General features: G+C 71.1%; 24 protein-coding genes. 13 read left to right on the top strand and 11 right to left on the bottom strand.

Translation table 11 applies throughout. From position 1 onward, the window contains the following. Positions 1-7: 7 nt before the first annotated feature. Entirely contained in the window at positions 8-1,825 is a 1,818-nt protein-coding gene (locus JWQ91_RS13475; protein WP_297785031.1) for an NAD(P)/FAD-dependent oxidoreductase, read from the bottom strand. Positions 1,826-1,941: 116 nt separating this feature from the next. On the opposite strand from JWQ91_RS13475, the gene JWQ91_RS13470 reads away from it, so the two are divergent. Beyond that, complete coding sequence (locus JWQ91_RS13470) at positions 1,942-3,240, top strand: helix-turn-helix domain-containing protein (protein WP_297785028.1); 1,299 nt, start codon at positions 1,942-1,944, stop codon at positions 3,238-3,240. Here JWQ91_RS13470 and JWQ91_RS13465 read toward each other — a convergent pair. Beyond that, complete coding sequence (locus JWQ91_RS13465; protein ID WP_297785025.1) at positions 3,223-4,227, bottom strand: hypothetical protein; 1,005 nt, start codon at positions 4,225-4,227, stop codon at positions 3,223-3,225. The two genes, JWQ91_RS13470 and JWQ91_RS13465, sit on opposite strands and share 18 nt — an antisense overlap. 38 nt (positions 4,228-4,265) lie before the next feature. Between JWQ91_RS13465 and JWQ91_RS13460 the strand changes: the two genes are divergently transcribed. Beyond that, the gene (locus JWQ91_RS13460) at positions 4,266-5,441 is read left to right on the top strand and encodes a DUF4185 domain-containing protein (RefSeq protein WP_297785022.1); all 1,176 of its coding nucleotides are present in this window, start codon (positions 4,266-4,268) and stop codon (positions 5,439-5,441) included. Between the two features lie 152 nt (positions 5,442-5,593). Here JWQ91_RS13460 and JWQ91_RS13455 read toward each other — a convergent pair whose 3' ends face one another. The 5 genes from JWQ91_RS13455 to JWQ91_RS13435 form a co-directional block, all read right to left on the bottom strand. After that, positions 5,594-6,352 carry an SDR family oxidoreductase gene (locus JWQ91_RS13455; protein ID WP_297785019.1) on the bottom strand — a complete coding sequence of 253 codons (759 nt, stop codon included), beginning with the start codon at positions 6,350-6,352 and terminating at the stop codon, positions 5,594-5,596. Between the two features lies 1 nt (position 6,353). Beyond that, a complete protein-coding gene (locus tag JWQ91_RS13450) occupies positions 6,354-7,151 on the bottom strand; it encodes an SDR family NAD(P)-dependent oxidoreductase (RefSeq protein WP_297785016.1) in 798 nt (265 codons plus the stop codon). A gap of 42 nt (positions 7,152-7,193) precedes the next feature. Beyond that, complete coding sequence (locus tag JWQ91_RS13445; RefSeq protein ID WP_297785013.1) at positions 7,194-7,835, bottom strand: histidine phosphatase family protein; 642 nt, start codon at positions 7,833-7,835, stop codon at positions 7,194-7,196. Positions 7,836-7,919: 84 nt separating this feature from the next. Then, the gene (locus JWQ91_RS13440) at positions 7,920-8,573 is read right to left on the bottom strand and encodes a fasciclin domain-containing protein (RefSeq protein ID WP_297785010.1); all 654 of its coding nucleotides are present in this window, start codon (positions 8,571-8,573) and stop codon (positions 7,920-7,922) included. A 29-nt stretch (positions 8,574-8,602) separates the two neighbouring features. Next, entirely contained in the window at positions 8,603-10,165 is a 1,563-nt protein-coding gene (locus tag JWQ91_RS13435) for a molybdopterin-dependent oxidoreductase (RefSeq protein ID WP_297785007.1), read from the bottom strand. A gap of 242 nt (positions 10,166-10,407) precedes the next feature. On the opposite strand from JWQ91_RS13435, the gene JWQ91_RS13430 reads away from it, so the two are divergent. The 3 genes from JWQ91_RS13430 (at position 10,408) to JWQ91_RS13420 (ending at position 16,269) form a co-directional block, all read left to right on the top strand. Beyond that, positions 10,408-14,325, top strand: coding sequence for a polysaccharide deacetylase family protein (locus tag JWQ91_RS13430; protein ID WP_297785005.1), 3,918 nt, complete (start codon positions 10,408-10,410; stop codon positions 14,323-14,325). A 106-nt stretch (positions 14,326-14,431) separates the two neighbouring features. After that, positions 14,432-15,859, top strand: a complete 1,428-nt coding sequence (locus JWQ91_RS13425; RefSeq protein ID WP_297785002.1) for a hypothetical protein — start codon at positions 14,432-14,434, stop codon at positions 15,857-15,859. Positions 15,860-15,972: 113 nt separating this feature from the next. Further along, a complete protein-coding gene (locus JWQ91_RS13420; RefSeq protein WP_297784998.1) occupies positions 15,973-16,269 on the top strand; it encodes a hypothetical protein in 297 nt (98 codons plus the stop codon). Between the two features lie 150 nt (positions 16,270-16,419). Here the strand turns inward: JWQ91_RS13420 and JWQ91_RS13415 are convergent, their stop codons facing one another. Continuing rightward, positions 16,420-17,103 (bottom strand): nitroreductase, encoded by a 684-nt coding sequence (locus JWQ91_RS13415; protein ID WP_297784995.1) that lies wholly within the window; start codon positions 17,101-17,103, stop codon positions 16,420-16,422. Beyond that, complete coding sequence (locus tag JWQ91_RS13410) at positions 17,103-17,858, bottom strand: enoyl-CoA hydratase (RefSeq protein WP_297784992.1); 756 nt, start codon at positions 17,856-17,858, stop codon at positions 17,103-17,105. Before JWQ91_RS13410 ends, JWQ91_RS13415 begins: the two co-directional genes overlap by 1 nt. A gap of 73 nt (positions 17,859-17,931) precedes the next feature. Between JWQ91_RS13410 and JWQ91_RS13405 the strand changes: the two genes are divergently transcribed. From JWQ91_RS13405 to JWQ91_RS13385, 5 genes are all read left to right on the top strand, one after another. After that, entirely contained in the window at positions 17,932-18,789 is an 858-nt protein-coding gene (locus tag JWQ91_RS13405) for an NAD(P)-dependent oxidoreductase (protein ID WP_297784989.1), read from the top strand. 66 nt (positions 18,790-18,855) lie between these two features. Next, positions 18,856-19,230 carry a metalloregulator ArsR/SmtB family transcription factor gene (locus tag JWQ91_RS13400; RefSeq protein ID WP_297784986.1) on the top strand — a complete coding sequence of 125 codons (375 nt, stop codon included), beginning with the start codon at positions 18,856-18,858 and terminating at the stop codon, positions 19,228-19,230. Continuing rightward, the gene (locus JWQ91_RS13395) at positions 19,223-19,720 is read left to right on the top strand and encodes an SRPBCC domain-containing protein (protein ID WP_297784984.1); all 498 of its coding nucleotides are present in this window, start codon (positions 19,223-19,225) and stop codon (positions 19,718-19,720) included. Before JWQ91_RS13400 ends, JWQ91_RS13395 begins: the two co-directional genes overlap by 8 nt. Next, the gene (locus tag JWQ91_RS13390) at positions 19,717-20,187 is read left to right on the top strand and encodes a VOC family protein (RefSeq protein WP_297784982.1); all 471 of its coding nucleotides are present in this window, start codon (positions 19,717-19,719) and stop codon (positions 20,185-20,187) included. The genes JWQ91_RS13395 and JWQ91_RS13390 overlap by 4 nt, the downstream gene beginning before the upstream one ends. A 118-nt stretch (positions 20,188-20,305) precedes the next feature. Continuing rightward, positions 20,306-20,626, top strand: coding sequence for a hypothetical protein (locus JWQ91_RS13385; RefSeq protein WP_297784980.1), 321 nt, complete (start codon positions 20,306-20,308; stop codon positions 20,624-20,626). Here the strand turns inward: JWQ91_RS13385 and JWQ91_RS13380 are convergent. Together JWQ91_RS13380 and JWQ91_RS13375 are read right to left on the bottom strand one after the other, a co-directional pair. Continuing rightward, entirely contained in the window at positions 20,623-21,054 is a 432-nt protein-coding gene (locus JWQ91_RS13380; RefSeq protein ID WP_297784978.1) for an OsmC family protein, read from the bottom strand. The two genes, JWQ91_RS13385 and JWQ91_RS13380, sit on opposite strands and share 4 nt — an antisense overlap. A gap of 49 nt (positions 21,055-21,103) precedes the next feature. Further along, positions 21,104-21,724: a TetR/AcrR family transcriptional regulator gene (locus JWQ91_RS13375; protein WP_297784976.1), complete on the bottom strand. Its 621-nt coding sequence runs from the start codon at positions 21,722-21,724 to the stop codon at positions 21,104-21,106. A 71-nt stretch (positions 21,725-21,795) separates the two neighbouring features. Here JWQ91_RS13375 and JWQ91_RS13370 point away from each other — a divergent pair, with 71 nt between their 5' ends. The 3 genes from JWQ91_RS13370 to JWQ91_RS13360 are packed head-to-tail and all read left to right on the top strand — an operon-like array spanning position 21,796 to position 25,503. Continuing rightward, positions 21,796-23,154 (top strand): cytochrome P450, encoded by a 1,359-nt coding sequence (locus tag JWQ91_RS13370; RefSeq protein WP_297784974.1) that lies wholly within the window; start codon positions 21,796-21,798, stop codon positions 23,152-23,154. Continuing rightward, a complete protein-coding gene (locus JWQ91_RS13365; RefSeq protein ID WP_297784972.1) occupies positions 23,151-23,978 on the top strand; it encodes an SDR family oxidoreductase in 828 nt (275 codons plus the stop codon). Before JWQ91_RS13370 ends, JWQ91_RS13365 begins: the two co-directional genes overlap by 4 nt. Positions 23,979-24,024: 46 nt before the next feature. Then, positions 24,025-25,503 carry an SDR family oxidoreductase gene (locus tag JWQ91_RS13360; protein ID WP_297784971.1) on the top strand — a complete coding sequence of 493 codons (1,479 nt, stop codon included), beginning with the start codon at positions 24,025-24,027 and terminating at the stop codon, positions 25,501-25,503. Positions 25,504-25,526 lie beyond the last annotated feature (23 nt).

The following is a 25,526-nucleotide window of genomic DNA, read 5'->3' as shown; positions in this document are numbered from 1 at the left end:
GCGGAGGTCAGGAGAGGTGGTGGACCTCCTGCTGGGCGTAGACCGGGGTCGGGATGCCCTCGTAGCGCGCCTTGAGCTGCAGCGCGAGGTAGAGCGAGTAGTGCCGTGACTGGTGCAGGTTGCCACCGTGCATCCACAGGTTGTCGACCTGCGTCGGCTTCCACATGTTGCGCTGCTCGCCCTCCCACGGACCGGGGTCCTTGGTCGTGTCCGAGCCGAGCCCCCAGCACTTGCCGACCCGGTCGGCGGTCTCCTGGTCGATGACGTCGGCGATCCAGCCGTTCATCGAGCCGTAGCCCGTCGCGTAGACCACGAGGTCCGCCTCGAGCTCCGTGCCGTCCGCGAGCACGACCGAGGTCTCGGTGAGGTGGTCGACCTGGCCGTGCGCGAGCTTGACCTCCCCGTCGGCGACGAGCTCGGCGGCGCCGACGTCGATGTAGTAGCCCGAGCCGCGGCGCAGGTACTTCATGAACAGGCCCGACCCGTCGTCCCCCCAGTCGTGGTCGAAGCCCGCCGCCTCGAGTCGCTCGTAGAAGTCGCGGTCCCGCTCGGCCATCTGCTGGTAGAGCGGGATCTGGAACTCGTGCATGATCCGGTAGGGCAGCGACGCGAAGATCATGTCGGCCTTGTCGGTCGTGACCCCCGACTCGACGGCCCGCTCGGAGTAGAGGTCACCCAGGCCGATGTCCATCAGCGACGCGGACTTCACGATGTGCGTCGACGAGCGCTGCACCATCGTCACGTCGGCGTCGTTCTCCCACAGCGCGCCGCAGATGTCGAAGGCCGAGTTGTTGGACCCGATGACGACGACCTTCTTGCCGGCGTACGCCTCGGGGCCCGGGTGCTGGCTCGAGTGCTGCTGCTCACCCTTGAACACGTCCATGCCGGGCAGCTCGGGCAGGTTGGGCTTGCCCGACATCCCGGTCGCGAACACGAGCTGCGTCGGCCGGAGCTCGACCGACTCGCCGTCCCGGTCGACCGTGACGCTCCAGGCCCCGGCGGCCTCGTCGTACGTCGCCCCGCGGACCGTCGAGCGCGACCAGTACGGCACCTCCATGACCCGGGTGTACATCTCGAGCCAGTCCCCGATCTTGTCCTTCGGCGCGAACACCGGCCAGTTCTTGGGGAACGGCAGGTAGGGCAGGTGGTCGTACCAGACCGGGTCGTGCAGACACAGGCTCTTGTAGCGCGAGCGCCACTGGTCACCCGGCCGGTCGTGACGGTCGATGACCAGCGCCGGCACGCCCAGCTGACGCAGTCGCGCGCCGAGGGCGATGCCGCCCTGCCCACCGCCGATCACGACGACGTACGGCTGGGTGCCGTAGCCCAGGTCGGCCTGCTCGGCGGCGCGCTCCTCCTTCCATGACGAGCGCCCCTTGGACAGCTCGTGGCTGACGCCCTGCGGACGCCGCTCGCCGAGGTTCTCCTCGTGGCCCTTGAGCTCGCGCAGGCTCGTCAAGAGGGTCCACGCCTCGTCACCCTTGAGGCGCAGGTGCCCCTTGGCCCGGCCGGTCGCGGTCTCGAACTCGATCCACGCCTCGGTGACGCCGTCGGCCTCGGTCGGCGTCTCGGTCGTCACGAACCGCGTCGGATCGGTGTCGGCGAGCCGCTCGCCGAGCAGGTCGGCCACGCCGTCCCGACCCTCGACCGTGGCGATGTTCCACGTGAACGCGACGAGGTCGCGCCAATAGCTGTCGATCGCGAACAACGCCGCCGCGGCCTCGACGTCTCGGGCCGCCAGCGCGTGCTCGAAGGTCGCGAGCCAGTGGTCGACCCGCTCCTGCGGGGTACGCGCGGCGGTTCCGCGCTCGATGGTCTGAGTCATGGTCGACTCTCTCCGTTCCTCGGGTGTGATCCACAGCACATCGCACCTGTCCGGGCGGCGACAGAGTTGCAGGAGGTTGCAACGGGACCGCAACCGCGGCGCCCGCACGATGAGACATGTCCGCCGACCGACAGGCCCCGTACGACGGGAACGACCGGACCCGGGCGACCCACGCGACCCGGGAGGCCGTGCTGGAGGACCAGCGCCCCTCGGGCCCGATCCGCTCGGTGATCCGGGCCTCGTGGCGGCGCATGCGCGCGCAGGGCATGAGCCCGGCCGGGGCACCCGAGATCGCCCCGCTGGCCAGTGACGAGCTGCTCCGCCGGCGCGAGGTCAGCGGGCTCCGTCCGCTGATGCCGCTGCTGCGGCAGCACCTGCTCCCAGCGTGCGAGGCGACGGGACAGCTCATGGTCGTGGCCGACACCGAGGGCCGGGTCCTGTGGCGCGAGGGCCAGCCCGGGGTGCTGCGGCACGCCGACCGGCTGGGCTTCGTCGGCGGGTCGGCGTGGACCGAGGGCAACGTCGGGACCAACGCGATCGGCACGACCCTGGTGACCGAGGCGCCGGTGCACATCCATGCCGCCGAGCACTTCGCCGAGTCGCACACACCATGGACGTGCGCCGCCGCACCGCTGCGCGACCCGGCGACCGGGCGCGTCCTGGGCGTCGTCGACCTGAGCGGGCCGGCGCACACGGTGCACGCCGGCACGTTGTCGATGGTGACCCTCGCCGCCCGCCTGGCCGAGCTCGAGATCCGGTCGGCGGCGCAGGAGCGCCTGCAGGCCCTGCGGTCGATCGCGGCCCCGGTCCTGGCCCGCCTCGGCGGCCGCGCGCTGGTCGTGTCGGCGGAGGGCACGACGGCCGCCGCCACGGGATTCGTGCCACCGGACCGGGTCGCCCTGCCGGCGGGCTTCATCGGCGGGGACGCCTGGGTCGCCGGCTTCGGCCTCGTCTCGTCCGAGCCGCTTCCGGGCGGCTGGCTGCTGCGGCTCGTCGACGACAACGCGGCGGAATTCCCGACCGAGGTCACGTTGGACCTGTCGGCCGGCGCCCCGACCGTCACGCTGTACGCCGCGGGGGTCCGGTGGACCCACGACCTCTCGCCCCGGCACGGCGAGATCCTGCTGGCCCTTCTGCTCCACCCCCGGGGCCGGTCGGCGTCCGAGCTGGCGGAGGACCTGTTCGGGGACCCGGCCCGGACCGTGACCGTACGTGCCGAGGTGTCCCGCCTCCGCAAGGTCATGGGGTCCGTCATCGGCCACCGCCCCTATCGCATCGCCCCCGACGTGCGGGCGACGCTCGTCGAGCCGGTCGACCGCGCCGCGGTCCTCATGGGGTCCAGCGCCCCGGTCGTCAGCCGCTGGCGCAATGCCGTCACGCCGGCGACCGGTGACCCGTCAGTGGGTAGGAAGTGACCCGTCAGCGGTGGGCGTGGTCGGGGTGGTGGCGGCGTCCCGCTGGAGCTCACGGCGGGCGACGACGTTCGTCATGACCGAGATGGCCGACCACACGACCAGCACCAGCACGGGGCGGAGCAGCTGCTCGCCACCGAAGTACGCCACGTTCGTCCCGGCGATCAACGCCGCCCCGTGCGGCATCCACGGCGTGATCGAGGCCCACGGCTCGGGGAGGAGAAGCGGGTGCACCAGGGTCACCAGCGGGGCTGCCGCCAGGACCAGCACGGTCGTCGCGACGCCGATGCCGTAGACCCCGAACAGGCTCTCGAGCGCCAGCATCGTCGTCGCGCCGGCCAGCACCGTCAGCCCGGTGACCAGCCACCAGAGCGCGAAGGGCGCGTCGTAGTAGCCGGCCGCCGCCGCTGCCATCACCCCACCGGCCACGACGGCCACCGCGGTGTTGACCAGGAGCCGCCGGACGCCGCGGGCCAGCGTCGGCGCCCGCGGGCCCTGGTGCCACGTGATGACGACCGCCGACAGCAGGCCGACCAGCAGGCCGAGCCCGGTGAGCGCGTAGACGTACCGGCGGTCCCCGTCGCCGCTGCGCGCCGGCACCAGGTCCCGGACCCGCACGGTCCGTCCGTACGAGGCCTCCACCGCGGCGATCTGGCGCCGCACGACCCGGTTGAGCCGCGTGCCGTTGGCCCCCGCGACGTACACCGTGTCGGTGTCGCGGCGCAGGTCGACGACGATCGCCGCGACGCTGCGTCCCGTGCGGACGCGCTCGAGCGCGACGGTCCGCGACGAGAGCGCGACCGCGTCGACGGGTCGCCCCGGCAGGGCGTTGACCCGGTCGACGACCGTCGTGCCGACGACGGGTGGGGCGACGACGCTGACCGGTGCGGCGTGCGTGTCGTCGTCAGGGCCGTCCAGCGCGAGCGTCACGACGACGACCAGCTGCAGCAGGCCCAGCAGCACGGCTGCGGTGAGCTGGCGTCCCCTCATGGGCACCGAACCTACGCGGGTGTGGAAGCGTGGGCCGCATGAGCATCCAGCGCGTGCCGTGGCGGTGGCGCGTCGCGCTCGTGACCTTGCCCGCCGCGGCGGTGATGTTCACCGCGATCTCGCTCGCGTCCCCGCCCCGGGATCCGTCGGTCGCCGACGTCCCGCGGGCCTCCGAGACGCAGTGCCTGCCGATCACCCCGCTGACCTCGGTGGGCGATCTCAACACGCTGACTTCCAAGCTGCGCGGGGACGCCGGCTTCCAGGGCGCGGACGTCGGTGCCGATGTCACGCTGCAGGACGGCCGGCGCCTGTGGGTCTTCGGCGACACGCTTCGAGCGGCCTCGTTCGCGGGGCAGCGGTTCGTCCGCAACTCGATGCTGGTGTTCACCGACCGCTGTGCCGACATCGTGCTGCCGGCCGATCACGGCGCCCTCATCCCCGACCGTGACGACGGGGTCGGATACTGGCCGATGTCGATCGCAAAGGTCGAGAAGAAGGGCTACGACCTCGTCGGGGTCGCGTCACAGCGGGTGCGCGGGGCCGCCCAGCCCGACGGTGCCGCCGCCTTCGAGAACCTCGGCCCGGCGATCGCCCTGTTCATCGTCCGCCGCGGCGAGACCCCGCAGCTGCTGCAGGTCAAGGACATCGGCCCGGACTCGGAGGATCCCGGTCGGACGACGTGGGGTGCGGCGACGACGGTCGAGGACGGCTGGGTGTACGTCTACGGCACTGCGACCCCCGGCGAGGACCTCGTCTTCGGCTTCTCCCTGGAGGTGGCCCGGGTCCGCCCCGACGACATCCTCGACCCGAGGCGCTGGCGCTTCTGGGACGGGAGCACCTGGCAGTCCCAGGCGGCCCGGGCGGCGACGCTGATCCCGGCCCAGGGCGGCGTCTCCCAGACGCTCAGCGTCTTCGAGCAGCGCGGCCGGTGGTATGCCGTCAGCAAGCGCGACGAGTTCCTCGGCTCGGACCTCGTGGTGTGGTCGTCACCGGGACCCACGGGACCGTTCGTCGCCGGCCCCGTCGTCGCGAAGATCCCGTCCGACCAGGAGACCGGGACGCTGCGCTACATGCCGCTGGCGCACCCCGACCTGCTGCCCAAGCAGGGCACCGTCGTCGTCTCGTTCAGCCAGAACAACACCGACGTCGGCAAGATCGACGACAACCCGTTCCTCTACCGCCCCCGCTTCCTGCGCATCGACCTCCCCCGCTGACGCGTGGGTTGCACCCGCTGAGGAGTGGGTTGCACCCGCTGAGGAGTGGGTTACGCCCGGTGGGGAGTGGGTTGCGCCCGGCGCAACCCGCGCGTCACTGTCCCTAACCCACGCGTCACTGGGCGCAACCCACGCGTCACCAGGGGTGGGGGTCAGACCATGCGGCGGACGATGCCGAGCGGCGCGTGCTTCATGACCTGGCCGATCGGCGCCCACGGCCAGGACGGCACGGCGGCGTCGACGACCTCGGCCTCGATCTTCTTCACCAGCGCCCGGCAGCCGGTCTCGGTGTCCACCATCATCCGGGTCTCCTGCTGGACTCCCTCGTTCATTTCCGAGGCGATGTAACCGGGGTAGAGCGTCGTGACCTTGATGTCGACACCCTTGCGCCCGATCAGGTCCGAGCGGATGCCCTCCGCGATCATCGCGATGCCGGCCTTCGTTGCGGCGTACGTCGTCATGGACGACGGCATCCCGCGCATCGCCGACATCGAGGAGATCACGACGAGGTGACCGGCCTTGCGCTCGTAGAAGTGCTCCATCGCGGCCTCGCACTGCGCCAGCGCTGCGATGAAGTTGGTCTCGGCGGTCTCCTTGTTGGCCTGGAACTTGCCGGTGCCGATCCGGCCCCCCTTGCCGAGTCCCGCATTGACGATGACCCGGTCGAGACCACCGAGGTCGGCGATCGCCTGCTTGAAGACCCGGAACACCGCGTCGTGGTCGTTGACGTCCAGGGCGTGGACCGCGACCTCGATGTCGGGGTGGGCCGCGAGCAGCTCGTAGCGCAGCGCCTCGAGCCGGTCGACCCGGCGGGCGGTCAGTGCGAGGTGGTGACCCTTCGCGGCGAGGATGCGGGCCATGCCGGCGCCGAGCCCCGAGCTCGCGCCGGTGATGAGGACGTTCTTGCGCATGTCAGTCTCCCTTGGACATTCTGGTCGAGGCCTTGGCCATCATCCGGTAGTAGAGCGGGCGGGCGAAACGCTTCGCGGCGTAGGCCACCTTGCCGTTCCGGTCGGTCAGGATCAGGTGCCGGCCCTTCTCGACACCGGCCAGCACGACCGCCGCGATGTCGTCGGCCGAGACCGGCGAACGGTCGATGAGCTTGGCGGCCATCCGCTGCGACGCCTCGTCCTTGCCGCGCAGCGACTCGGTCAGGTTGGTCCGGAAGAACGTCGGACACACGACCGAGACGTCCACGCCGTACGGCTTGAGCTCGTGGAACAGCGTCTCGCTGAGCGCTACCACCGCGGCCTTGACCGCGTTGTACTCGCTCATCCGGGCCGGGTGGACCAGTCCCGCGGCGGATGCCGTGTTGACGATGTGGCCGCTGCCCTGCGCCTTCAGCATCGGGGTGAACGTCCGGCAGCCGCGCACGACGCCGAGCAGGTTGATGTCGACGATCCACTGCCACTGGTCCAGCTCGGACAGCTCGATGCGACCGCCCGCGGCGACGCCGGCGTTGTTGAACAGGTGGTCGAGCCCGTCCCACTCCCCGACGACCCAGTCGTGCGCCGTCGCCCAGTCGACGTCCCGCGTGACGTCGAGCGTCCGGTAGGTGACGTCGAGCGCGGCGAGCGAGGACGGTCGGTCGGCGTGCACGTCGGTCGCGAGCACCCGGCACCCACGCTCGACGAGTCGGTGGACGAGGGCCAGCCCGAGGCCGGAGGCTGCTCCGGTGACCAGGACGCGGGACTGCGGGGCGATCTTCACCGTTCGGATACTACCGGTATCCGAACCGCGAGACCCGTTGACCTAGCGGAACGTCACCATGTCCCGCGGCAGGTGGACGTGCTCGTTGAACGCCAGCAGGCGAGGCCCCGACTGCCCGACGATGACGGTCGTGACGCCGGCGTTGACCACGACGTCGTTGAGCCGCTGGAACAGCGAGTCGTCACCGGCCAGCAGGTGCGACACGACCTGCGCGACGGGCCCGCCGGACGTGAAGACCGCGACGGTACGCCCGGAGGTCGCCCGCTTGGCCACCGCGTCGAACGCCGCGCGGACCCGGTCCCGGAAGTCCACGTACGTCTCGCCGTCGGCGTGGTCACCGGCCATCCATCCGTCGATCGCGCCGTTGAGCACGACCTGGAACGCCTTGGCGTCGACGTGCACCGCGTCGGGGTCGTGCGCCCGGGCGAGCGCGACGTGGTCGTACTCGTCCCAGCCGGCATCGACGTCGTAGCCGTCACCCTCCCCGCACGCGTCGATCGTGGCGATCGCGGTCTGGGCGTGTCGCTTCATCCCCCCGGCGACCGCCTCGGTCGGGGACCAGCCGGACGCCTCCCACGACGTGCCGAGCGCCGTGGACTGACGGACGCCGAGCTCGGACAGCTGGTCGTAGTCCGCCGCCCCCCACGAGGCCTGGCCGTGCCGGATGAGGTGGATCGATCCCATCCCCGGAGCCTAGCCGGGCCGGGACAGCACGAGGCGGGCCGACCATCCGCAGAGGTGGCCGACCCGCCGGTCGTGGGTGTTGAACTACTTGGCCGCGGGCGGCATGAGGACCGAGTCGATCAGGTAGACCGTGGCGTTGGCGGTCTTGACGCCACCACAGATGACCGTGGCCTGGCCGTCGCCGACGTCGATCGAGTCGCCCGAGCCGGAGACCGTGAGCTCCTCGCCGTTGACGGTCTTGAACGAGCCGTCGATGTCGGCGGGCGCGATCTGGCCGGGGATGACGTGGTAGGTCAGGATGCTGGACAGCGTGGCGCCGCCCTTCTCCTCCGAGACGGCCTTGACGGTCTTGGCAGGCAGCTTGGCGAAGGCCTCGTCGACCGGCGCGAAGACCGTGAACTCGTCACCGTTGAGCGTGTCGACCAGGTCGACGTCGGGGTTGAGCTTGCCACTGACGGCCGCGACGAGGGTCTTGAGCAGCGGGTTGTTGCTGGCAGCCGTGGCGACCGGGTCCTTCGACATGCCGCTGACCGAGCCCTTGCCGTCGGGGACGGCCTTGGCGTAGTCGGCGCAGCCCGGGCCGACGAGGTCGGCGGCCGGGTCGTCCATGGGTGCGGCCGAGGAGGTCTCCTCGGCGGGGGCCGAGGCGCCCTCGCTGTCGCTCGAGCCACACGCAGCCGTGAACAGGGACAGCGACGCGACCGCCGCGACGGCGAAGCTCTTGGTGGAAGTACGCATTGAATTTCTCCTTGTGGGTGGGTGTCGTGCTACTCGACGCGAAACTGGACGCTGTGCCAGCCGGTCGTCCCGTTCGGGCGAATGCGTGCCCGCTCGGAAGTCTGTGTCGTGCCGTCCTTGTCGGTGGCGCGGATCGTGAGCTGGTGGTTGCCGGGGGTGGCGTCGCGCCACTCGTAGCTCCACTGCCGCCAGGTCTCGACGGTGTCCTCGGGGGCGAGGTCCGCCTCGACCCAGTCGCCCTTGTCGAGGCTGACCTCGACCTTGGCGATGCCGACGGTCTGCGCCCAGGCGACGCCGCCGAAGCGGACCCGGTCCTGGGGGAACGCCTGGAAAGACGTCGGGACGTCGATCCGGGACGAGAACTTGATGGGCGCGAGCGCCGTGTAGTCCCGCGTCGTCCAGTAGCCCTTGAAGTCCGCGAACCGCGTGACCTCGATGTCGGTCAGCCACTTGGTGGCGGACACGAAGCCGTACAGGCCGGGGATCACGAGCCGCGCCGGGAAGCCGTGGGCCAGCGGGAGGGGCTCGCCGTTCATCCCGATCGCGACCATCGCGTTGCGGTCGTCCGTCACGGTCTCGAGCGGGCTGCCGGCGGTCCAGCGGTCGGCGCTGGTGGACTTGATCGCGTCGGCGCCGGGCTGCACGCCGGCCATCTCCAGCAGCGTCGCGGTACGCACGCCGAGCCACAGGGCGTTGCCGACGTACGGTCCGCCGACCTCGTTGGAGACGCAGGTCAGGGTGACCCGGTGCTCCTCGAGCGACATCTGCATGAGATCGCGGTAGGACAGGTTGAGCTCGCGGTCGACCATGCCGTGGATCCGCAGGTTCCAGCCCTCGGCCGGCACGTCGGGGATGCGCAGAGCGGTGTCGACCCGGTAGAAGTCGCGGTTGGGGGTCACCAACTCGCTGACGCCCTTGACGTCGACCTGCGCCCCGGACGGGACGGCGGGGGCGGGACTCGCGGCACCCGGCAGGCGGATGCCGGCACGGGAGGCGGCCGCCGCGGCGGTGCCGAACGCCCGGCCGACGACGCCGCCGACCACGACGAGCGCCGAGACGCCGACCGCCGCCTTGAGGAAGCCGCGGCGGCCCAGGCCGAGGGGGTGTGCGGCGGCTGCGGCCTCACGCTCCCGGAGGTTGGCGAGCAGGAGCAGCAGCGCGCCCAGGCTGACGACGACCGTGAGGATCGACGGGACGAGGGTCAACCCGCGGCTCGCGGTCGTGGTGCGGTCGATTGCGGCGCACAGCACCGCGACGGCGCCGATCAGCGCGACGAGGCCGACCGCGACCCGCGGTCGACGACGACCCAGGACGCCGGCGACGATCGCCAGCAGCGCCAGGGCTGCGACGACGCTCCCGATGAGGATCGGCTTGTCCGCCGTCCCGAACTGCTTGACCGCGAATTCCTTGAGGAACGGCGGCGCGTAGTCGATCGCCCGGTTGCCGACCGACTCGATCGGTGACGGGACGCCCTGCAGGAGGGCCGCGACGCCCGTGCCCACGGCGACGCCCGACGCGGCGGCCAGGAAGCCGGCGATGGCGCCGGTCCACCAGGGCGCCTCGGTGCGGGGTGCTGATGCGGTCGTGGTCACACTCCTGCTTCGTCACCCCGCCCCCGGTGGATGGGTCGGACCCCGAAAAAAGAATGTGCGGGGCTCGCGCGGCCTCCTGCCGGGCCGCCCCGCCACCCCCGTTGCGGACCCTGCGGGATCCCGCAGGGCCGCGGTGCAAGTGACCACATGGCTGACGCAATCGACCACGGGTCGTGCTGCGGACTCCGAATGCTGGCCTTGTCGATCCACCGCGGGCGTGGGTCCGCCTAGGGGAGTGGAACGTGAGCACGTCAACAGCATCGTCAAGTGTCAGCCACCGGCCCAGTCGCCGCAGCCGGATCCGGATCGCGTGGTGGACCGCCATCGTTCTCGCCCTCGCGCCACTGGTCGTGGTCTCACCGGCCGGCGCCGCGGCGGACGACCCACCCACCGTCGTGAGCCTGACGTGGGACGACGGCAACGCCGACCAGATGCCGGCCGCCGACATCATGAAGGCGCACAACATGGCGGGGACGTTCTACATCAACTCCGGCACGGTCGGCATGGCCGGCTACCTGACCAAGGCGAACGTCGCCTCGCTCGCCGCCGATGGTCACGAGATCGGCGGCCACACGCTCAACCACACGAGCCTGCCCTCCCTGCCGGCCGACGAGGCCAAGCGGCAGATCTGCCTCGACCGCGCCAACCTGACGGAGTGGGGCTACGCCGTGCGCAGCTTCGCGTACCCGTTCGCCGAGACCACGACCGCGATCGACGAGATGGTCCGGGACTGCGGCTACAACAGCGGCCGCAACCTCGGCGACATCAAGTCCCGCTTCGGCTGCGACGACTGCGGGTACGCCGAGTCGTTCACGCCCTCCGCGCCGTACGAGACCAAGGCCGTCGACCAGGTCGACAGCACGTGGACCCTGCAGGACCTCCAGGACTCGGTGACCAACGCCGAATCCTCCGGCGGCGGCTGGGTGCAGCTGACGTTCCACAACTTCTGCGGCGCCGTCTGCGGCGAGCTGTCGGTCACCGAACAGGTCTTCACCGAGTTCCTCGACTGGCTGCAGCTCCGCGCCGCCTCCAACAACACGACCGTCAAGACCGTCGGCGACGTGATCGGCGGGGACGTCAAGCCCGTCGTCACGGTCCCGGACCCGGTCCCGACCCAGGACGGCAGCGGACTCAACAACCCCGGGATGGAGACCCTCAGCTCGACCGGGCTGCCCTCGTGCTGGCAGAAGGGCGGCTTCGGCGTCAACACCGCGGTGCTCGACACCGTGACGCCGGGACGCACCGGCCAGCGCGCCGGGCGCGTCACCGTCACCGACTACCAGGACGGCGACGCCAAGCTGCTGCCCTCGCTGGACCTCGGCACGTGCGCCCCGGCGGCCACGCCGGGCAAGTCGTACGTGCTGCGGGGCTGGTACACCTCGACGGCCCCGACGCAGTACGACGTGTACCTGCGGACCGCGGCCGGCGGGTGGACGTACTGGACCTCGAGCCCGTACTTCGCCGCTGCGGCGAACTACACCCAGGCGACGTGGACGACCGAGGCGATCCCGGCCGGCTACACCGGCATCAGCTTCGGGCTCAACATGTTCTCCAACGGCACGCTCGTGGTGGACGACTTCTCGCTCTCCACCACCGACGCGACCCCGAAGACCTCTGCGACGATCCTGCCGGCGGCCCCCGACGGCGCCGGTGGTTGGTACAAGACGCACCCGAGCGTGACGCTGTCGGTCGACGCGGGCAGCGCGACGTCCCAGACGGAGTACTCCCTCGACGGCACCACGTGGACGCCGTACACCGCACCGATCAGCGTCCCGGACGGCGCCGGACCGCTGCGCTACCGCTCCACGAGCGGCAGCCTGGTCGAGGAGACCCGCACCCTCGACGTCAAGGTCGACACCTCCCTGCCGGTCGTCACCCCGACGTTCGACAAGGCCACCCGCAAGATCGACGCGACGGCGACCGACACCAACGGGTCCGGCGTCGCCTCGATCGAGAAGCGGGTCGTCGGCACCGAGGCGTGGGAGCCCGTGACGGCTCCGGTGGTCGCGGGCAACGAGGCCGCTGAGCTCGAGTTCCGGGCCACCGACGCCGCGGGGAACGTCTCGGCGACGGTCCCGCTGTCGGTCCCGGTGGCGCTGGTCTCGATCGCGTCGATCACCCCGGGAGCGCCTGACGGCTCCGCGGGCTGGTACTTCACCCGGCCGCAGGTGACGCTGACGAAGGTCAGCGGCACCCCGACCTCGACGATCGAGTACTCGCTCGACGGCACGACCTGGACGCCGTACGCCGCACCGATCCCGGTGCCGGACGGCACCGAGAAGGTCAGCTACCGGGTCGTCGACGGTGACGAGAAGGAGGCGACCAACACGCTCGACCTCAAGGTCGACACGGTCAAGCCCGTCGTCACCTCGACGTTCGACAAGGCGACCCGCAAGGTCGAGGCGTCCGCGACGGACAGCGGCGCCGCGGTCGACACGATCGAGCAGCGCGTCAACGGCGGCAGCTGGGAGGCCCACACCGGGCCCATCACGCTGGGTGACGACGCCGCGACGGTCGACTTCCGGGCGACCGACAAGGCCGGGAACGTCTCGGAGACCGCGACCGTCGCGGTCCCGGCGACCCTGATCACCTCGGCCTCGGTCTCCGCGGCCGCGCCCGACGGTGCCGCGGGTTGGTACAAGTCCCGGCCGACGGTCACCCTGACGAAGGTCAGCGGCGCCGCCTCGGCGACGCAGGAGTACTCGTTCGACGGGGACACCTGGACCGCGTACACCGGACCCATCGACGTCCCGGACGGCACGCAGACCCTGCGCTACCGGACCGTGGACGGCGACGACAAGGAGCCCGCCCACGCGCTGGACCTCACGGTCGACACGGTCAACCCGGTCGTCACGCCGACGTACGACACGTCGACCCGCACGGTCAAGGCGACGGCGACCGACGGGACCTCCGGCATCGACCGGATCGAGCGTCGGACCGCCGGCGGCGAGTGGGTGACGTACACCGATCCGCTCCCGATGGGTGACGAGGCGAGCTCGATCGAGTTCCGCGCCGTCGACAAGGCCGGCAACGTCTCGGAGATCGGGACCGTGGCGGTGCCGGCGGCGCTGATCGCCTCCGCGTCGATCGCCAAGGACTCGCCCGACGGCCTGGCCGGGTGGTACGTCACCCGACCGAAGGTCACGCTGACGAAGGCCAGCGGCGCCGCCTCGGCGACCCTGGAGTACTCGTTCGACGGCACGGCCTGGAAGGCCTACACGGCTCCGGTCGACGTCCCGGACGGCGCGCAGACCCTGCGCTACCGGACCGTCGACGGTGACGAGAAGGGGGCGACCAAGACCCTCGCCGCCAAGGTCGACACCGTCAAGCCCGTCATCTCGTCGGCAACGTTCGACAAGACGACCCGCAAGATGACCGTGACGGCCACCGACGCGACGTCTACGGTCGACCGGGTCGAACGACGGATCAACGGTGGCGCCTGGGCGACGCTGTCCGGGCCGCTCGCGGTGGGTGATGACGCCTCGAAGGTCGAGGTCAGGGCGTTCGACAAGGCCGGCAACGAGTCCGCCTTCAAGACGGTCACGGTCCCCGGGCGGACCGCGGCCAAGGTCGGGCTGTCCCTGAGCACGACGAGCACGACGTACGGCAAGACGGTCAAGGCGACCGTGGCCGTGCCGGCCCCCACCAAGAAGGCGGCCACCCCGACGGGGACCGTCACGGTCTCGGTCGACGGCACGGCGCTGGCGCCGGCGAAGCTCGTCAAGGGCAAGGCCGCGGTGACGCTGCCGGGCACGCTGCTGTCGGTGGCGAGCCACACGGTCTCCGTGACGTACTCGGGGAACACGGTCTACCGGCCGGGCACCGCCAAGGCCGTCAAGCTCACGGTCAAGAAGGCCACCCCCACGGTGTCGTTCATCCGCAGCACGACCAGGCCCAAGGTCAACAAGACCGTGGTGAAGCTCACGACCTGGGTCAGCGTCGCCGGCACCAAGGTCGTGCCCGTCGGTGAGCTGCGGGTGTACGCCGCGGGCAAGGTCATCGCGACCACGTCGCTCCAGGCGGCCAACAAGGGCAAGGTCAAGATCGCCCTGCCGGTGTTCACCAAGAGGGGGACGGTCGCGCTCAGCGTGCGTTTCGTCAGCACGACGGAGCTCAACCAGAAGACGAGCACCAAGAAGTCGGTCAAGGTCGTGCCGTGACGACAGCCGGCATCCGCTCGACGGGCCGCGGGTGCGCACACGCTGCGCATCCGCGGCCCGTCGTCGAACTCGTGAGTAACCCGAGGACACTCCTAGGCTGGGGGCCATGAGCCCGCTTGAGGGAGTGTCGTTCCCATCGGAGAGCACGTCGTCCGCCGCCCGCACCGTCGTCTCCGCCGCCCTGAGGAAGGCCGATCCGGTCGGCGCCCGGGCGGTCGAGAACGAGACCAACTGGCGCCGCAACTACCTGACGCACTTCCGCCGCACGGTCGAGGCCGGGATCGGTGAGGCGCCGGCCGCTCACAGCATCGCGGCGGACGGGCTGCGCAGCGCTCACGAGCTCATGCGGTTCAACGACGTGCCGCTCGACGACGCGATCGACCGCACGGCCCTGACGCAGGCGTTCCACACCCGGACCGTCCAGGGCACCGGTCCGGCCGAGACCGAGCTGTCGGTCCCCTACCGCGGGGAGCGGCTGAGCGGTAGGGCGCTGCTGGACCAGCTCGACGTGTGGGTCGGCAACGGTGTCGTCACCCGCTCGTTCTCCGAGGCGATCCAGACCGTGCAGGACAACCCGGACTGGCTGCGGCTCGAGGGGGACACCGTCGTGGTGCTGGGCGCCGGCGCCGAGATGGGGCCCTACCGCGCGCTCCTGCGGTGGGGTGCCGAGGTCGTCGCGCTCGACCTGCCCCGCGCCGACGTCCAGGGCCGGATCCGCACGCTCGCCGAGGAGTCCGCCGGGCGTACCCACCTGCCCGCGCGGATCGTGACCAACGGCGACGACGACTCGGGCGCCGACCTGCTGACCGAGCTGCCCGCGGTCGCCCACTGGCTCGACGGCTTCGGCGGTCGACTCGTGCTGGGCAACTACTGCTACGCCGACGGCGCGACCCACGTCCGGGTCTCGATGGCGGCCGACGCGCTCGCCGAGCACCTCACCCACCACCGGCCCGACACGGCGCTGGCGTTCCTCGCTACGCCGACCGACACGTTCGCGGTGCCGGCCGAGGAGGTCGCCATGGCCAACGAGGCGTACGACCGACGCAGCGTGTCCAAGGTCCTGCGGACGCCGTTGCGGGTCGTCAGCCGGGGGCGGCTGCTGACCCGCAACTATCCGCCGCACGCCGATCCGGGCCTCTGCGACGCCCTGGTCCCCCAGCAGGGCCCCAACTACGCGCTCGCGAAGCGGCTCCAGCGCTGGCGCGCGACGACGGCCCGCCACGACGGCTCGATGGTCTCGCTCAACGTCGCGCCGGCGACGCGCACGCGCTCGGTCGTCAAGAACAAGGCGCTCGCCGCGGCGTACGCCGGGGCGCACCGGTTCGGCGTCGAGGTGTTCGACCCGGCCACGAGCAACACCCTGATGGCCGCGCTGCTGGCGTACGACCTGCGCGCCGGCGCCGCGCCGCAGGCCGAGCCGTGGCAGGACGAAGCGGTCAACGCCGCCCACGGCGGGCTGTGGACCGCGGCCTACGAGCCCCGCAGCGCGCTGGGCCTCGCCGCCGTCCTGGGCATCGGCGCCCTGCGGGGCTGAGCGCACTCCCCCGGCGCGCCGGTGTGATCGTGTCCCGAGGACGTTGGCCTCTGGCCGCTCGCCCTCCTCCCGCGCGACGCTGGCTAGGACCGAGTTCTACCGAGGAGGGCCACATGGCTGGGTTCGTGCAGATCATTGAGTTCACCACGACGCGCATCGACGAGGTGAGAGCGCTCGGGGACGAGTGGCGGGAGAAGGCCGACGGCGGCCTGGCCCTGCGTGGGACGATCACGGCCGACCGGGACCGTCCCAACACCTACCTCAACATCGTCGAGTTCGAGTCGTTCGAGACGGCGATGGAGAACTCCAACCGCCCCGAGACCACGGCCTTCGCCGCCCGCATGACCGAGCTGTGCGACGGGCCGGCGATCTTCCGCAACCTCGACGTGCTGGACTCCTGGACCGACTGACTCGACGACCTTCGGTCGCATCCTGCTGAGCGGGTTGGCCCGGCCACCAGCCCCGGTGAGCGGTGCGCGAATCGCCCATCCCGGCGACATGGGGCGACTGTCGCACCGCCCCACCACTGGAAGGGTGACGCACGACCACCGGCGACGCCCCTAGTCGACGAACGTCACCGCATCGCTGATCGCGGCTCGGGTCGACGTGAACTGCGCCGTGGGGTGCTCCGGGTCGGGGAAGCCCAGCGCGATGCCACACACGACCCGGCGGTCGTCGGGCAAGGCCAGGAACTCGCGGATCGCGGGCGCGACCTGCCCCATCGCGGCCTGCGCGCACGTCCCGAGCCCCAGAGACTCCGCCGCGAGCATGAACGAGCCGACGTACAGCCCGCAGTCGATCGCACCGTAGACGCCCAGGTCGGCGTCCGTCGTGATGATCGCGATGTGCGGGGCGCCGAAGAACTCGAAGTTGCGCAGCATCTGCATCGCCGAGGCGTCGCGGTCGCCGCGCTGCACGCCGACGGCCTCGTACAGCTGCCAGCCGACCTCCTTGCGCCGCTGGTCGTACACGCCGTTGTACGCCGCGGGGAACGGGAAGTCCGACGGGGCCGGCTGGCCGAACGTCGCGATGACGTTCTCGACCGCGGCCTTCGACAGGGCATCGCGGGCTTCGCCCGAGACGAGGTGGACCTGCCACGGCTGGGTGTTGCACCACGACGCGGAGTGCTGCGCCGCGGCGAGGACCTGCTCGAGCGTCTCGCGGGGCACCTCGTCCTCGAGGTAGCCCCGGCAGCTGCGCCGGTTGGTCAGAACCTGGTTGATGACGTCGTAGTCGGTGCTCATCAGGCCCCCACGAACTTCGGTGCGCGCTTCTGCATGAACGCCGTCGCGCCCTCGGCGAAGTCGGTCGTGCCAAACAGCTCGACCTGCAGGTCCCGCTCGCGGTCGAGCACCTCGTCGAGGTGGCCCAGGGTCGCGGCGGTGATGGCCTCCTTGGTCGCGCGGTAGGACACCGAGGCGCCGGCGGCCAGGCGGGCGACGATGCCCTCGACCGCGGCGTCGAACTCCTCGTCCGGGACGGCGGTGTGGATCAGACCCGTGCGGGCCGCCTCGTCCGCCGGCAGCCGCTCGCCGAGCAGCGCCATGGCGGACGCGCGAGCCCGCCCGATCGACGCCGCGACGACCGCGGTCGAGCCGCCGTCGGGCATCAGGCCGATGTTGGTGAACGGCAGGAGGAAGTACGCCGACTGCTTCGCGATCGTGATGTCGGCGGCCAGCGCGACCGAGCAGCCGAAGCCGGCGGCGGGACCGTTGACGGCCGCGACGACCGGGACGGGGCTCGAGGTCACGGCGCGGATCAGCCGGTTGGCCACGTCCATCGGCTCGGTGCCCTTGAGCTCTCCGCCGAGACGGGCCCCGGTCGAGAACGCCCGGCCGGCGCCGGTGAAGACGATGACCCGTGTGCCGGCGGGGGCACCCTCGACGGCGTCCGAGGCGGCGTCGAGCATGTCGCCGGTCATCCCGTTGAGTCGTTCCGGATCGTTCCAGGTGATCGTGAGGACGCCGTCGGCGTCCTCGACCAGCACGGATTCAGACATGTGTTTCCTCCTAGGTGACCTCAGGCTAGAGGACCCCTGGCCACCTTGACAGTAGTGGTGGCACTATCGAGGCATGTCACTCGCAGGCAAGACCATCATCATGTCCGGAGGCAGCCGAGGGATCGGCGAGGCGATCGCGGTCCGTGCCGCGAAGGACGGGGCCAACGTCGCCCTGCTCGCCAAGACCACCGAGCCCCACCCGCTGCTCCCCGGGACGATCCACACCGCGGCCGCGGCGATCGAGGCGGCCGGCGGCCATGCCCTCCCCCTGGTGGGTGACATCCGGGACGACGCGTTCGTGCTCGACGCGGTCGCGCGGACCGCGGAGGCATTCGGCGGGATCGACATCGTCGTCAACAACGCCTCGGCGATCGACCTGTCCAGCACCGAGGACATCTCGATGAAGAAGTACGACCTCATGAACGACATCAACTCCCGCGGCTCGTTCCTGCTGGCCAAGTCCGCGATCGAGCATCTTAAGCGGTCCGACAACGCCCACATCCTGACCCTCTCGCCGCCCATCACGCTCGACCCCAAGTGGTTCGCGACCAACACGGCGTACACGATCGCCAAGTTCGGCATGAGCCTCGTGACGCTGGGGCTCAGCGAGGAGCTGCGGGAGCACGGCATCGCCGCCAACTCGCTGTGGCCCCGGACCGCGATCGACACCGCCGCGGTCCGCAATGTCGTCGGCGCCGACCTGGTTTCACACTCGCGGACACCCGCGATCATGGCGGACGCGGCGTACGAGATCCTCGTCCAGCCGAGCCGCGACTACACCGGCCGGTTCCTGATCGACGACGACGTGCTCGAGGCCGCCGGCGTCACGGACTTCTCGATCTACCTCAACGGGGGCACCGAGGAGGAGCTCGCGCTGGACTTCTGGGTCGAGCCCAAGGGCCCCCACGACCCCAGCCTGTCCCTGCACTGACCCGCCCACCGCGTTCCGCGGAGCCCGTCGTTGACATTTCCTGTATTTAACCGATACGTTAAATACATGGCCACCGACCACCTGAGCACCATCTTCTCGGCCCTCGCCGACCCGACCCGTCGGGAGATCCTCTCCCGCCTCGGGCAGGGCGACGCGACCGTGTCGCAGCTGGCCGAGCCGTTCCCGATCAGCCTGCCCGCGATCTCCCGCCACCTCAAGGTGCTGGAGGCCGCGGGCCTGATCGCCCGGGACAGGCGGGCCCAGTGGCGGAGCAACAGCCTCCGTCCCGAGCCGTTGAAGGAGGCGACGTCCTGGATGGAGCACCTGACAGGCGTCTGGGACGACCGCTTCGACCGGCTCGACGCCCATCTGGCGCAGATCACGCAGGCGAGGCGGGACCAGGCCGCCGCCATCGACACGGAAGGCATCCACCATGACTGACGCGACGTACGAGGTCTCGATCTCGCGCTACTTCGACGCCCCACCCGAGCTCGTGTACGAGGCGTTCACGGACCCGGACCAGCTGGCGACGTGGTTCGGCCCCCTGGCCTTTGGGGTGCCCCGTGACACGGTGTCGGTCGATGCCCGCGCCGGCGGGCACTGGCGTCTGACGATGGTCGGCAAGGACGACCCCGACTGGCGGGCTCCCGTGTCGGCGACGTTCACCGAGGTCGTCGAGAACCAGCTGCTCGTGGGCTACGAGGAGGCGCAGGGGGTGCCGGGACTGCCGGACGGCACTCGCCTGTCGCTGTCGATCGAGTTCATCCCCGAGGGCGACGGGACCCGGCTCGAGCTGAGGCAGGGCCCGTTCTCCGATCAGCTGCGCGAGATGAGCGAGGTCGGCTGGAACCAGTCGTTCCACAAGCTCGACGCCCTCCTGGCCACCCCCGCCACGTTCCGTCACGCCCCGGTCGACGGAGGCCAGTCATGACCAGCCACATCACCGTCACCCCGTTCCTGTGGTTCGACGACGACGCGGAGGCGGCGCTCCAGCGCTACCTCGAGGTGTTCGACACCACCGAGCTGCTCTCGGAGCAGCGCCACCCCGACGGCTCGCTGTTCATCGCCGAGATCAGCCTGCAGGGCCAGCGCCTGACCCTGATGAACGGCGGCCCGCACTACCGGCTCACCGAGGCGTTCTCCCTGGCCGTCAGCGTCGAGACCCAGCAGGAGGTCGACGACCTCACCGCGGCGCTGCTCGAGGGCGGTGGGACGCAGCAGCAGTGTGGGTGGCTCGTCGACGCGTTCGGCCTGTCATGGCAGATCGTCCCCACCGCGTTGCAGCGGCTGCTCGCCGACCCGGACCGGGAGGCCGCCGGGCGCGCACAGGCCGCCATGATGCAGATGCACAAGATCGACATCCAGGGACTTCAGGACGCCTTCGACGGGAGCTCCTGATCCCGGCACGGATCCGAACGGACTAGTCCTTTCGAGTCAATTTTGCGGCGCGCACACCAAACTCCCGCGTCCCGACCCCGGCCCGACGTAACGTCGATGGGGAGGGAAGGGGATCCGGATGAGCGTCTATCTGTTCGACATGGAAGGGCACACCGTCGCGTTTCGGCGCACCTGGACGGATCCCTATGTGTTCGACCTCGACGGCCACTGGATCGGCTGGTTCCCCTGGGACGACAACGACGCCGCGGACCTCGAGGGTCACTACCTCGGCACCGTCGTGGACGACCGGTTCGTGCGGCGCAACGACTGGTACGACCGGCCGTGTCCCCCCGTTCCGGCGAGCCCGGGCCGGGTCAGCCACACCGGGGCCCCGCAGCCGGCGCACCAGTTCTGGAACTGCTTCGCCTACGAGGACGTCCGGCTGCGCCACCACGCCTAGCGCGCGTCGCGGACCTCGACCTCGACCGGGGTGCCGATCGCGACGGTGCGACTGACCGAGCACAGTCGCTCCTCGGCCTGACGGAGCGCATCGGGCAGCAGCACCCGGGCCCGGTCGCCCGCCTCACCCTCGGGGAACGCGACGTCGAACAGCAGCCGTATGTCGACCAATCGGTTGCCGAGCTCGTCACGGATCTTGTCGGCCCGCACGGCGATGTCGAACACGTCCGGCGCGGCCCGGCGCTCCACGATCGGATCGACCGTGATCGCGGTGCAGGCCGCCAGCGCGGCGAGCAGGAGCTCGACGGGCGTGAAGTCGTCGCTCGACCCGTCCCCGATGTCGAGCGTCGTGCCGCGGACGTTGGTCGCGCGGTAGCGCGACGAGCCCGTGCGGGTCAGCGCCACGGAGCGCTCGGTGTCACTGGACATGTCAGATCCTCCTGCGGACGGGGCCTGTCCCGACGCTAGCGCCTCCGGGTCAGTGGCGTCGGGCGACCGCGACGAACAGGTCTGTCGCGGCGGCCACGAGCTCGTCCTGCTCCAGCTCGACGTCGCCGACGACCCAGGCCGCGACGAGCTCGGCGACCCCGGCGGCATAGACCAGGCCGTGCACCCTGGCGCGGTCCTCCGGCCACGCCGCGTCGCCGAACAGCGCGGCCGCCTCGTGCGCGACGAGCTCGGCGAACGAGCCGAGCAGGGCGTGCCGGCGGGCCCGCAGCTCGGGGGTCGCGCTCGACTCGACGACCGCGACCCGGCCCTTGTCCGGCTGGGAGGCGACGAGCGAGACGACCGCGCTCAGCGCGGCCCGGACACGGTCGGCCGGGTCCCCGCCGGTGTCGGCGACGGCCTGGACCGCGACCGACGCGATCTCGACCGCGACGGCGTCCAGCGCCGCCAGCACGGCCTCGTCCCGCGAGGCGAAGCTCTCGTAGAAGTAGCGCTCGGTCAGGCCCGCCCGGGCGCAGATCGCGGTCATCGTCGTGCGCGTCTCGCCCCCGTCGGCCAGCACCGCGATCGTCGCCTCGAGCAGCTTGGCGCGACGACCGGCGGAGCGATCGGCGGCGGACACCCCGCCGTAGCTGCGCTTGACCTCGACCATGCCCAACATCTTGACAGGCGGGGAGCCCACACCACAAACTGACAGGGCATCCTGTCAGATAGGGGAACCACATGGCACTCGACGCCAGCACGACGATCGGCACGACACCACCCCGCAAGCGAGGCCTCCCCTACATCGGGAGCACGCTGGCGTACATCCGCGACCCGCTGCGCATGATGCGCCGCCACTACGACGGCTACGGCCCGGTCTCCGACATCGACTTCATCGGCAAGCGCTGGACCGTCCTGCTGGGCCCCGACGCGTGCGAGGCGGCGCTCCGCAACGCCGACAAGGCGTTCGCGAGCGGCGACGGCTGGGGCTACCTGGTCGGCCCGTTCTTCGACCGCGGGCTGATGCTGCTGGACTTCGAAGAGCACCACCGGCACCGCCGGATCATGCAGGCGGCCTTCACCCGTGACCGGCTCGAGGGCTACACCGCCGCGCTCCAGCCCGCCGTCGAGCGCGGCCTCGACGAGTGGCAGCCGCGCAACGGCTTCGAGGCGTACCCGGCCCTCAAAGAGCTGACGCTCGACCTGGCGATGAAGATCTTCATGGGCGGCGAGGACCTCGCGTCGCGCGAGGAGATGGACCGGCTGAACCACGCGTTCATCGATTGCGTCCAGTCCGCCACGTCGCTGATCCGGGCCGACGTCCCCGGCACCCGTTGGGGCAGGGCGCTGCGCGGTCGGGCCGTGCTGGAGGAGTTCCTGCGCCGCCACCTCGCGACCAAGCGGGCGGCCGAGGGCGACGACCTGTTCTCCGTGCTGTGCCACATCACGACCGAGGACGGCGAGCGGTTCAGCGACGACGACATCGTCAACCACATGATCTTCCTGCTGATGGCCGCCCACGACACGTCGACCATCACGGTCTCGACGATCATGCGGTTCCTCGGCCAGCACCCCGAGTGGCAGGAGCGCTGCCGCGAGGAGTCGATGGGCCTGCCGGCCGATCCGACGATGAGCCAGCTCGAGGGTCTGACGTCGCTCGACCTGGTCATGAAGGAGAGCCTGCGCCTCGTGCCGCCGGTCCCGGTCCTGGCCCGCAAGACCGTCAAGGAGACCGTCGTCATGGGTCGCACGATCCCGGCCGACCGGCTCGTCGCGGTCATGGTGCACCTGTCGCACCACATGGACGAGCTGTGGGACGACCCCGAGCGCTTCGACCCCAGCCGGTTCGCGGAGGACCGCCGCGAGGACAAGGTGCACCGGTACGCGTGGGAGCCCTTCGGGGGCGGCGTCCACAAGTGCCTCGGCATCTTCTTCGCCGGCGCCGAGGTCAAGACGATCGTCCACCACCTGCTGCGCCGCTTCGAGTGGACCGTCGACCCGGACTACACGACCCCCATGAGCTACACCTCGCTGCCGTACCCCAAGGACGGCCAGCCCATCGACCTGCGCCCCCTGAGTCCCGGAAGGACCACCGCATGAAGAACGACCTCTCGACCCTGACCGTCGTCGTGACCGGCGGGGCGCGCGGCATCGGCCGCGCCACGGCCGAGCGGCTCGTCGCCGCCGGCGCCCGCGTCGCGATCGGCGACCGCGACGCCGAGCTGGCCCGATCCGTCGCGACCGAGATCGGCGGGGGCACCGTGGCCGGGGCGCTCGACGTCACCGACGCCGCCTCGTGGCGCTCGTTCCTGGCCGAGGTCGCGTCGATCGGGCCGATCGACGTCCTGGTCAACAACGCCGGCATCATGCCGCTCGGCTCGCTGCTCAAGGAGCCCGACGAGGTCACGCAGGCGATCGTCGACGTCAACCTGCACGGCGTCATCCATGGCACCAAGGCCGTCGTGCCCGGGATGCTCGAGCGTGGCCGCGGCCACGTCGTCAACGTGTCCTCGGCCGTCGGCCGGCTCGCGGTGGCGGACGGTGCGACGTACTCCGCCTCCAAGTTCGCCGTCGTCGGCTTCAGCGAGGCGATGCGCTCCGAGCTGGCGCCACACCACATCGACGTGAGCCTCGTGCTGCCGACCGTCGTCACGACCGAGCTGTCCGCCGGCGTCCCCGCCGCGCGCGGGGTCAAGCCGGTCAGCGCCGACGACGTCGCCGCGGTCATCGAGGGCGTCATCCGCAAGCCGCGGGCCGAGACGTGGGTCCCCCGCTGGAGCCAGACCATCATGAAGTCGGCCAACCTCATGCCGCGCGTCCTGCGCGAGGCGCTGACCCGGTCGATGCACGCCGACAGCGTGCTCGCCGACGCCGACCCCGCAGCCCGGGCGGCGTACGAGGAGCGGGCCCGCAAGCAGGGCTGAGCCCGAGTCACCGTGCGGGTCGGGGCGGACCGACCACACTGGACACATGCCCCGCACCCGCAGTCTCGTGACAGGTTCGACCGGGTACGTCGGCGGTCGCCTCGTCCCCCAGCTCCTCGAGGCCGGCCACGACGTGCGCGTGCTGGTGCGCGACGAGCGCAAGGCCCGCGCGCACGACTGGGCCGAGTCGGTCGAGATCTGCGTCGGTGACGCCTCGGACACCCACCAGGTTCGCGCGTCCATGGACGGCGTGGACGTGCTGTACTACCTGTTGCACTCGATCGGGACCGGCGGCGACTTCGGCGCGACCGAGCGGGAGATGGCCGAGCGGTTCGCCACCGAGGCCAAGGCCGCCGGGGTCCGCCGCATCGTCTACCTCGGCGGGATGATCCCCGACGACGAGGAGCTGTCGGAGCACCTCAGCTCGCGCGGGGAGGTCGGCGACGTCCTGCTCGGCTCCGGCGTCCCGACCACGGTCCTGCAGGCCGGGGTCGTGATCGGCTCGGGCTCGGCATCGTTCGAGATGCTCCGCTACCTGACCGAGCGGCTGCCGGTCATGGTCACGCCGACGTGGGTCAACACCCGCATCCAGCCGATCGCGATCCGGGACGTGCTGCGCTACCTCGTCGGGTCGGCCGACATGCCGCCGGAGGTCAGCCGTCGGTTCGACGTCGGTGGCCCGGAGGTCCTGACGTACCTCGACCTGATGCAGCGCTTCGCCGAGATCTCGGGGCTGCCCAAGCGGCGCATCCTCAAGGTGCCGATCCTGACACCGGGGCTGTCGAGCCACTGGATCGGGCTGATCACCCCGGTGCCCGCGAGCCTGGCGCGCCCGCTGGTCGAGTCGCTGCGCAACACCGTCGTGGCGGGCGAGACCGACATCAAGCAGCACGTGCCGGACCCGCCGGAGGGGCTCACGACGTTCGACCGCTCGGTCGAGCTGGCGCTGACCCGGATCCAGGACCTCGACGTCCCGACCAGCTGGTCGTCCGCATCGACGGCCGGCGCCCCCGCGAAGGGGCTCCCGACCGATCCGGACTGGGCCGGCGGCTCGCTCTACAAGGATGAGCGGACCCGCGAGGTCGAGGCCGGCCCCGAGCACCTGTGGAGCGTCATCGAGGGCATCGGCGGCCGCAACGGCTGGTACTCCTGGGCGCTGGCGTGGTGGGTCCGCGGCGTCCTCGACCGGCTGGTCGGCGGACCGGGCCTCCGCCGGGGCCGGCGCAACCCGCGCCACCTGGCCGTCGGCGACGCCGTCGACTTCTGGCGGGTCGAGGAGACCGACGGTCGTACGTTCCTGCGGCTCCGTGCCGAGATGAAGCTGCCGGGCCTGGCCTGGCTCGAGATGCAGGTCGGGTCGACCGAGGGTGGGACCACGACGTTCCACCACCGCGCCCTGTTCCACCCCAAGGGGCTGCTGGGCCACCTCTACTGGTGGTCGATCTTCCCGTTCCACGGCATCGTGTTCGGCTCGATGCAGCGCAACATCGCGAAGGCCGCCGAGGAACTGCAGCGACGCGCGTAGAACAGGCGCTCCCGGACCGGCGG

Origin of the sequence: Aeromicrobium sp., from assembly GCF_025965075.1 — a bacterium.
Lineage (GTDB): Bacteria > Actinomycetota > Actinomycetes > Propionibacteriales > Nocardioidaceae > Aeromicrobium.
Note: the sequence above shows the minus strand (reverse complement) of the source record. Positions and strands in the feature narration are given on the sequence as shown.

Bases quoted from the DNA above. Each gene is read 5' to 3' on its own strand.
- JWQ91_RS13475 (WP_297785031.1), bottom strand. From the start codon at position 1,825: ATGACTCAGACCATCGAGCGCGGAACCGCCGCGCGTACCCCGCAGGAG.
- JWQ91_RS13470 (WP_297785028.1), top strand. From the start codon at position 1,942: ATGTCCGCCGACCGACAGGCCCCGTACGACGGGAACGACCGGACCCGG.
- JWQ91_RS13465 (WP_297785025.1), bottom strand. From the start codon at position 4,227: ATGAGGGGACGCCAGCTCACCGCAGCCGTGCTGCTGGGCCTGCTGCAG.
- JWQ91_RS13460 (WP_297785022.1), top strand. From the start codon at position 4,266: ATGAGCATCCAGCGCGTGCCGTGGCGGTGGCGCGTCGCGCTCGTGACC.
- JWQ91_RS13455 (WP_297785019.1), bottom strand. From the start codon at position 6,352: ATGCGCAAGAACGTCCTCATCACCGGCGCGAGCTCGGGGCTCGGCGCC.
- JWQ91_RS13445 (WP_297785013.1), bottom strand. From the start codon at position 7,835: ATGGGATCGATCCACCTCATCCGGCACGGCCAGGCCTCGTGGGGGGCG.
- JWQ91_RS13440 (WP_297785010.1), bottom strand. From the start codon at position 8,573: ATGCGTACTTCCACCAAGAGCTTCGCCGTCGCGGCGGTCGCGTCGCTG.
- JWQ91_RS13425 (WP_297785002.1), top strand. From the start codon at position 14,432: ATGAGCCCGCTTGAGGGAGTGTCGTTCCCATCGGAGAGCACGTCGTCC.
- JWQ91_RS13420 (WP_297784998.1), top strand. From the start codon at position 15,973: ATGGCTGGGTTCGTGCAGATCATTGAGTTCACCACGACGCGCATCGAC.
- JWQ91_RS13415 (WP_297784995.1), bottom strand. From the start codon at position 17,103: ATGAGCACCGACTACGACGTCATCAACCAGGTTCTGACCAACCGGCGC.
- JWQ91_RS13410 (WP_297784992.1), bottom strand. From the start codon at position 17,858: ATGTCTGAATCCGTGCTGGTCGAGGACGCCGACGGCGTCCTCACGATC.
- JWQ91_RS13405 (WP_297784989.1), top strand. From the start codon at position 17,932: ATGTCACTCGCAGGCAAGACCATCATCATGTCCGGAGGCAGCCGAGGG.
- JWQ91_RS13400 (WP_297784986.1), top strand. From the start codon at position 18,856: ATGGCCACCGACCACCTGAGCACCATCTTCTCGGCCCTCGCCGACCCG.
- JWQ91_RS13395 (WP_297784984.1), top strand. From the start codon at position 19,223: ATGACTGACGCGACGTACGAGGTCTCGATCTCGCGCTACTTCGACGCC.
- JWQ91_RS13390 (WP_297784982.1), top strand. From the start codon at position 19,717: ATGACCAGCCACATCACCGTCACCCCGTTCCTGTGGTTCGACGACGAC.
- JWQ91_RS13385 (WP_297784980.1), top strand. From the start codon at position 20,306: ATGAGCGTCTATCTGTTCGACATGGAAGGGCACACCGTCGCGTTTCGG.
- JWQ91_RS13380 (WP_297784978.1), bottom strand. From the start codon at position 21,054: ATGTCCAGTGACACCGAGCGCTCCGTGGCGCTGACCCGCACGGGCTCG.
- JWQ91_RS13375 (WP_297784976.1), bottom strand. From the start codon at position 21,724: ATGGTCGAGGTCAAGCGCAGCTACGGCGGGGTGTCCGCCGCCGATCGC.
- JWQ91_RS13370 (WP_297784974.1), top strand. From the start codon at position 21,796: ATGGCACTCGACGCCAGCACGACGATCGGCACGACACCACCCCGCAAG.
- JWQ91_RS13365 (WP_297784972.1), top strand. From the start codon at position 23,151: ATGAAGAACGACCTCTCGACCCTGACCGTCGTCGTGACCGGCGGGGCG.
- JWQ91_RS13360 (WP_297784971.1), top strand. From the start codon at position 24,025: ATGCCCCGCACCCGCAGTCTCGTGACAGGTTCGACCGGGTACGTCGGC.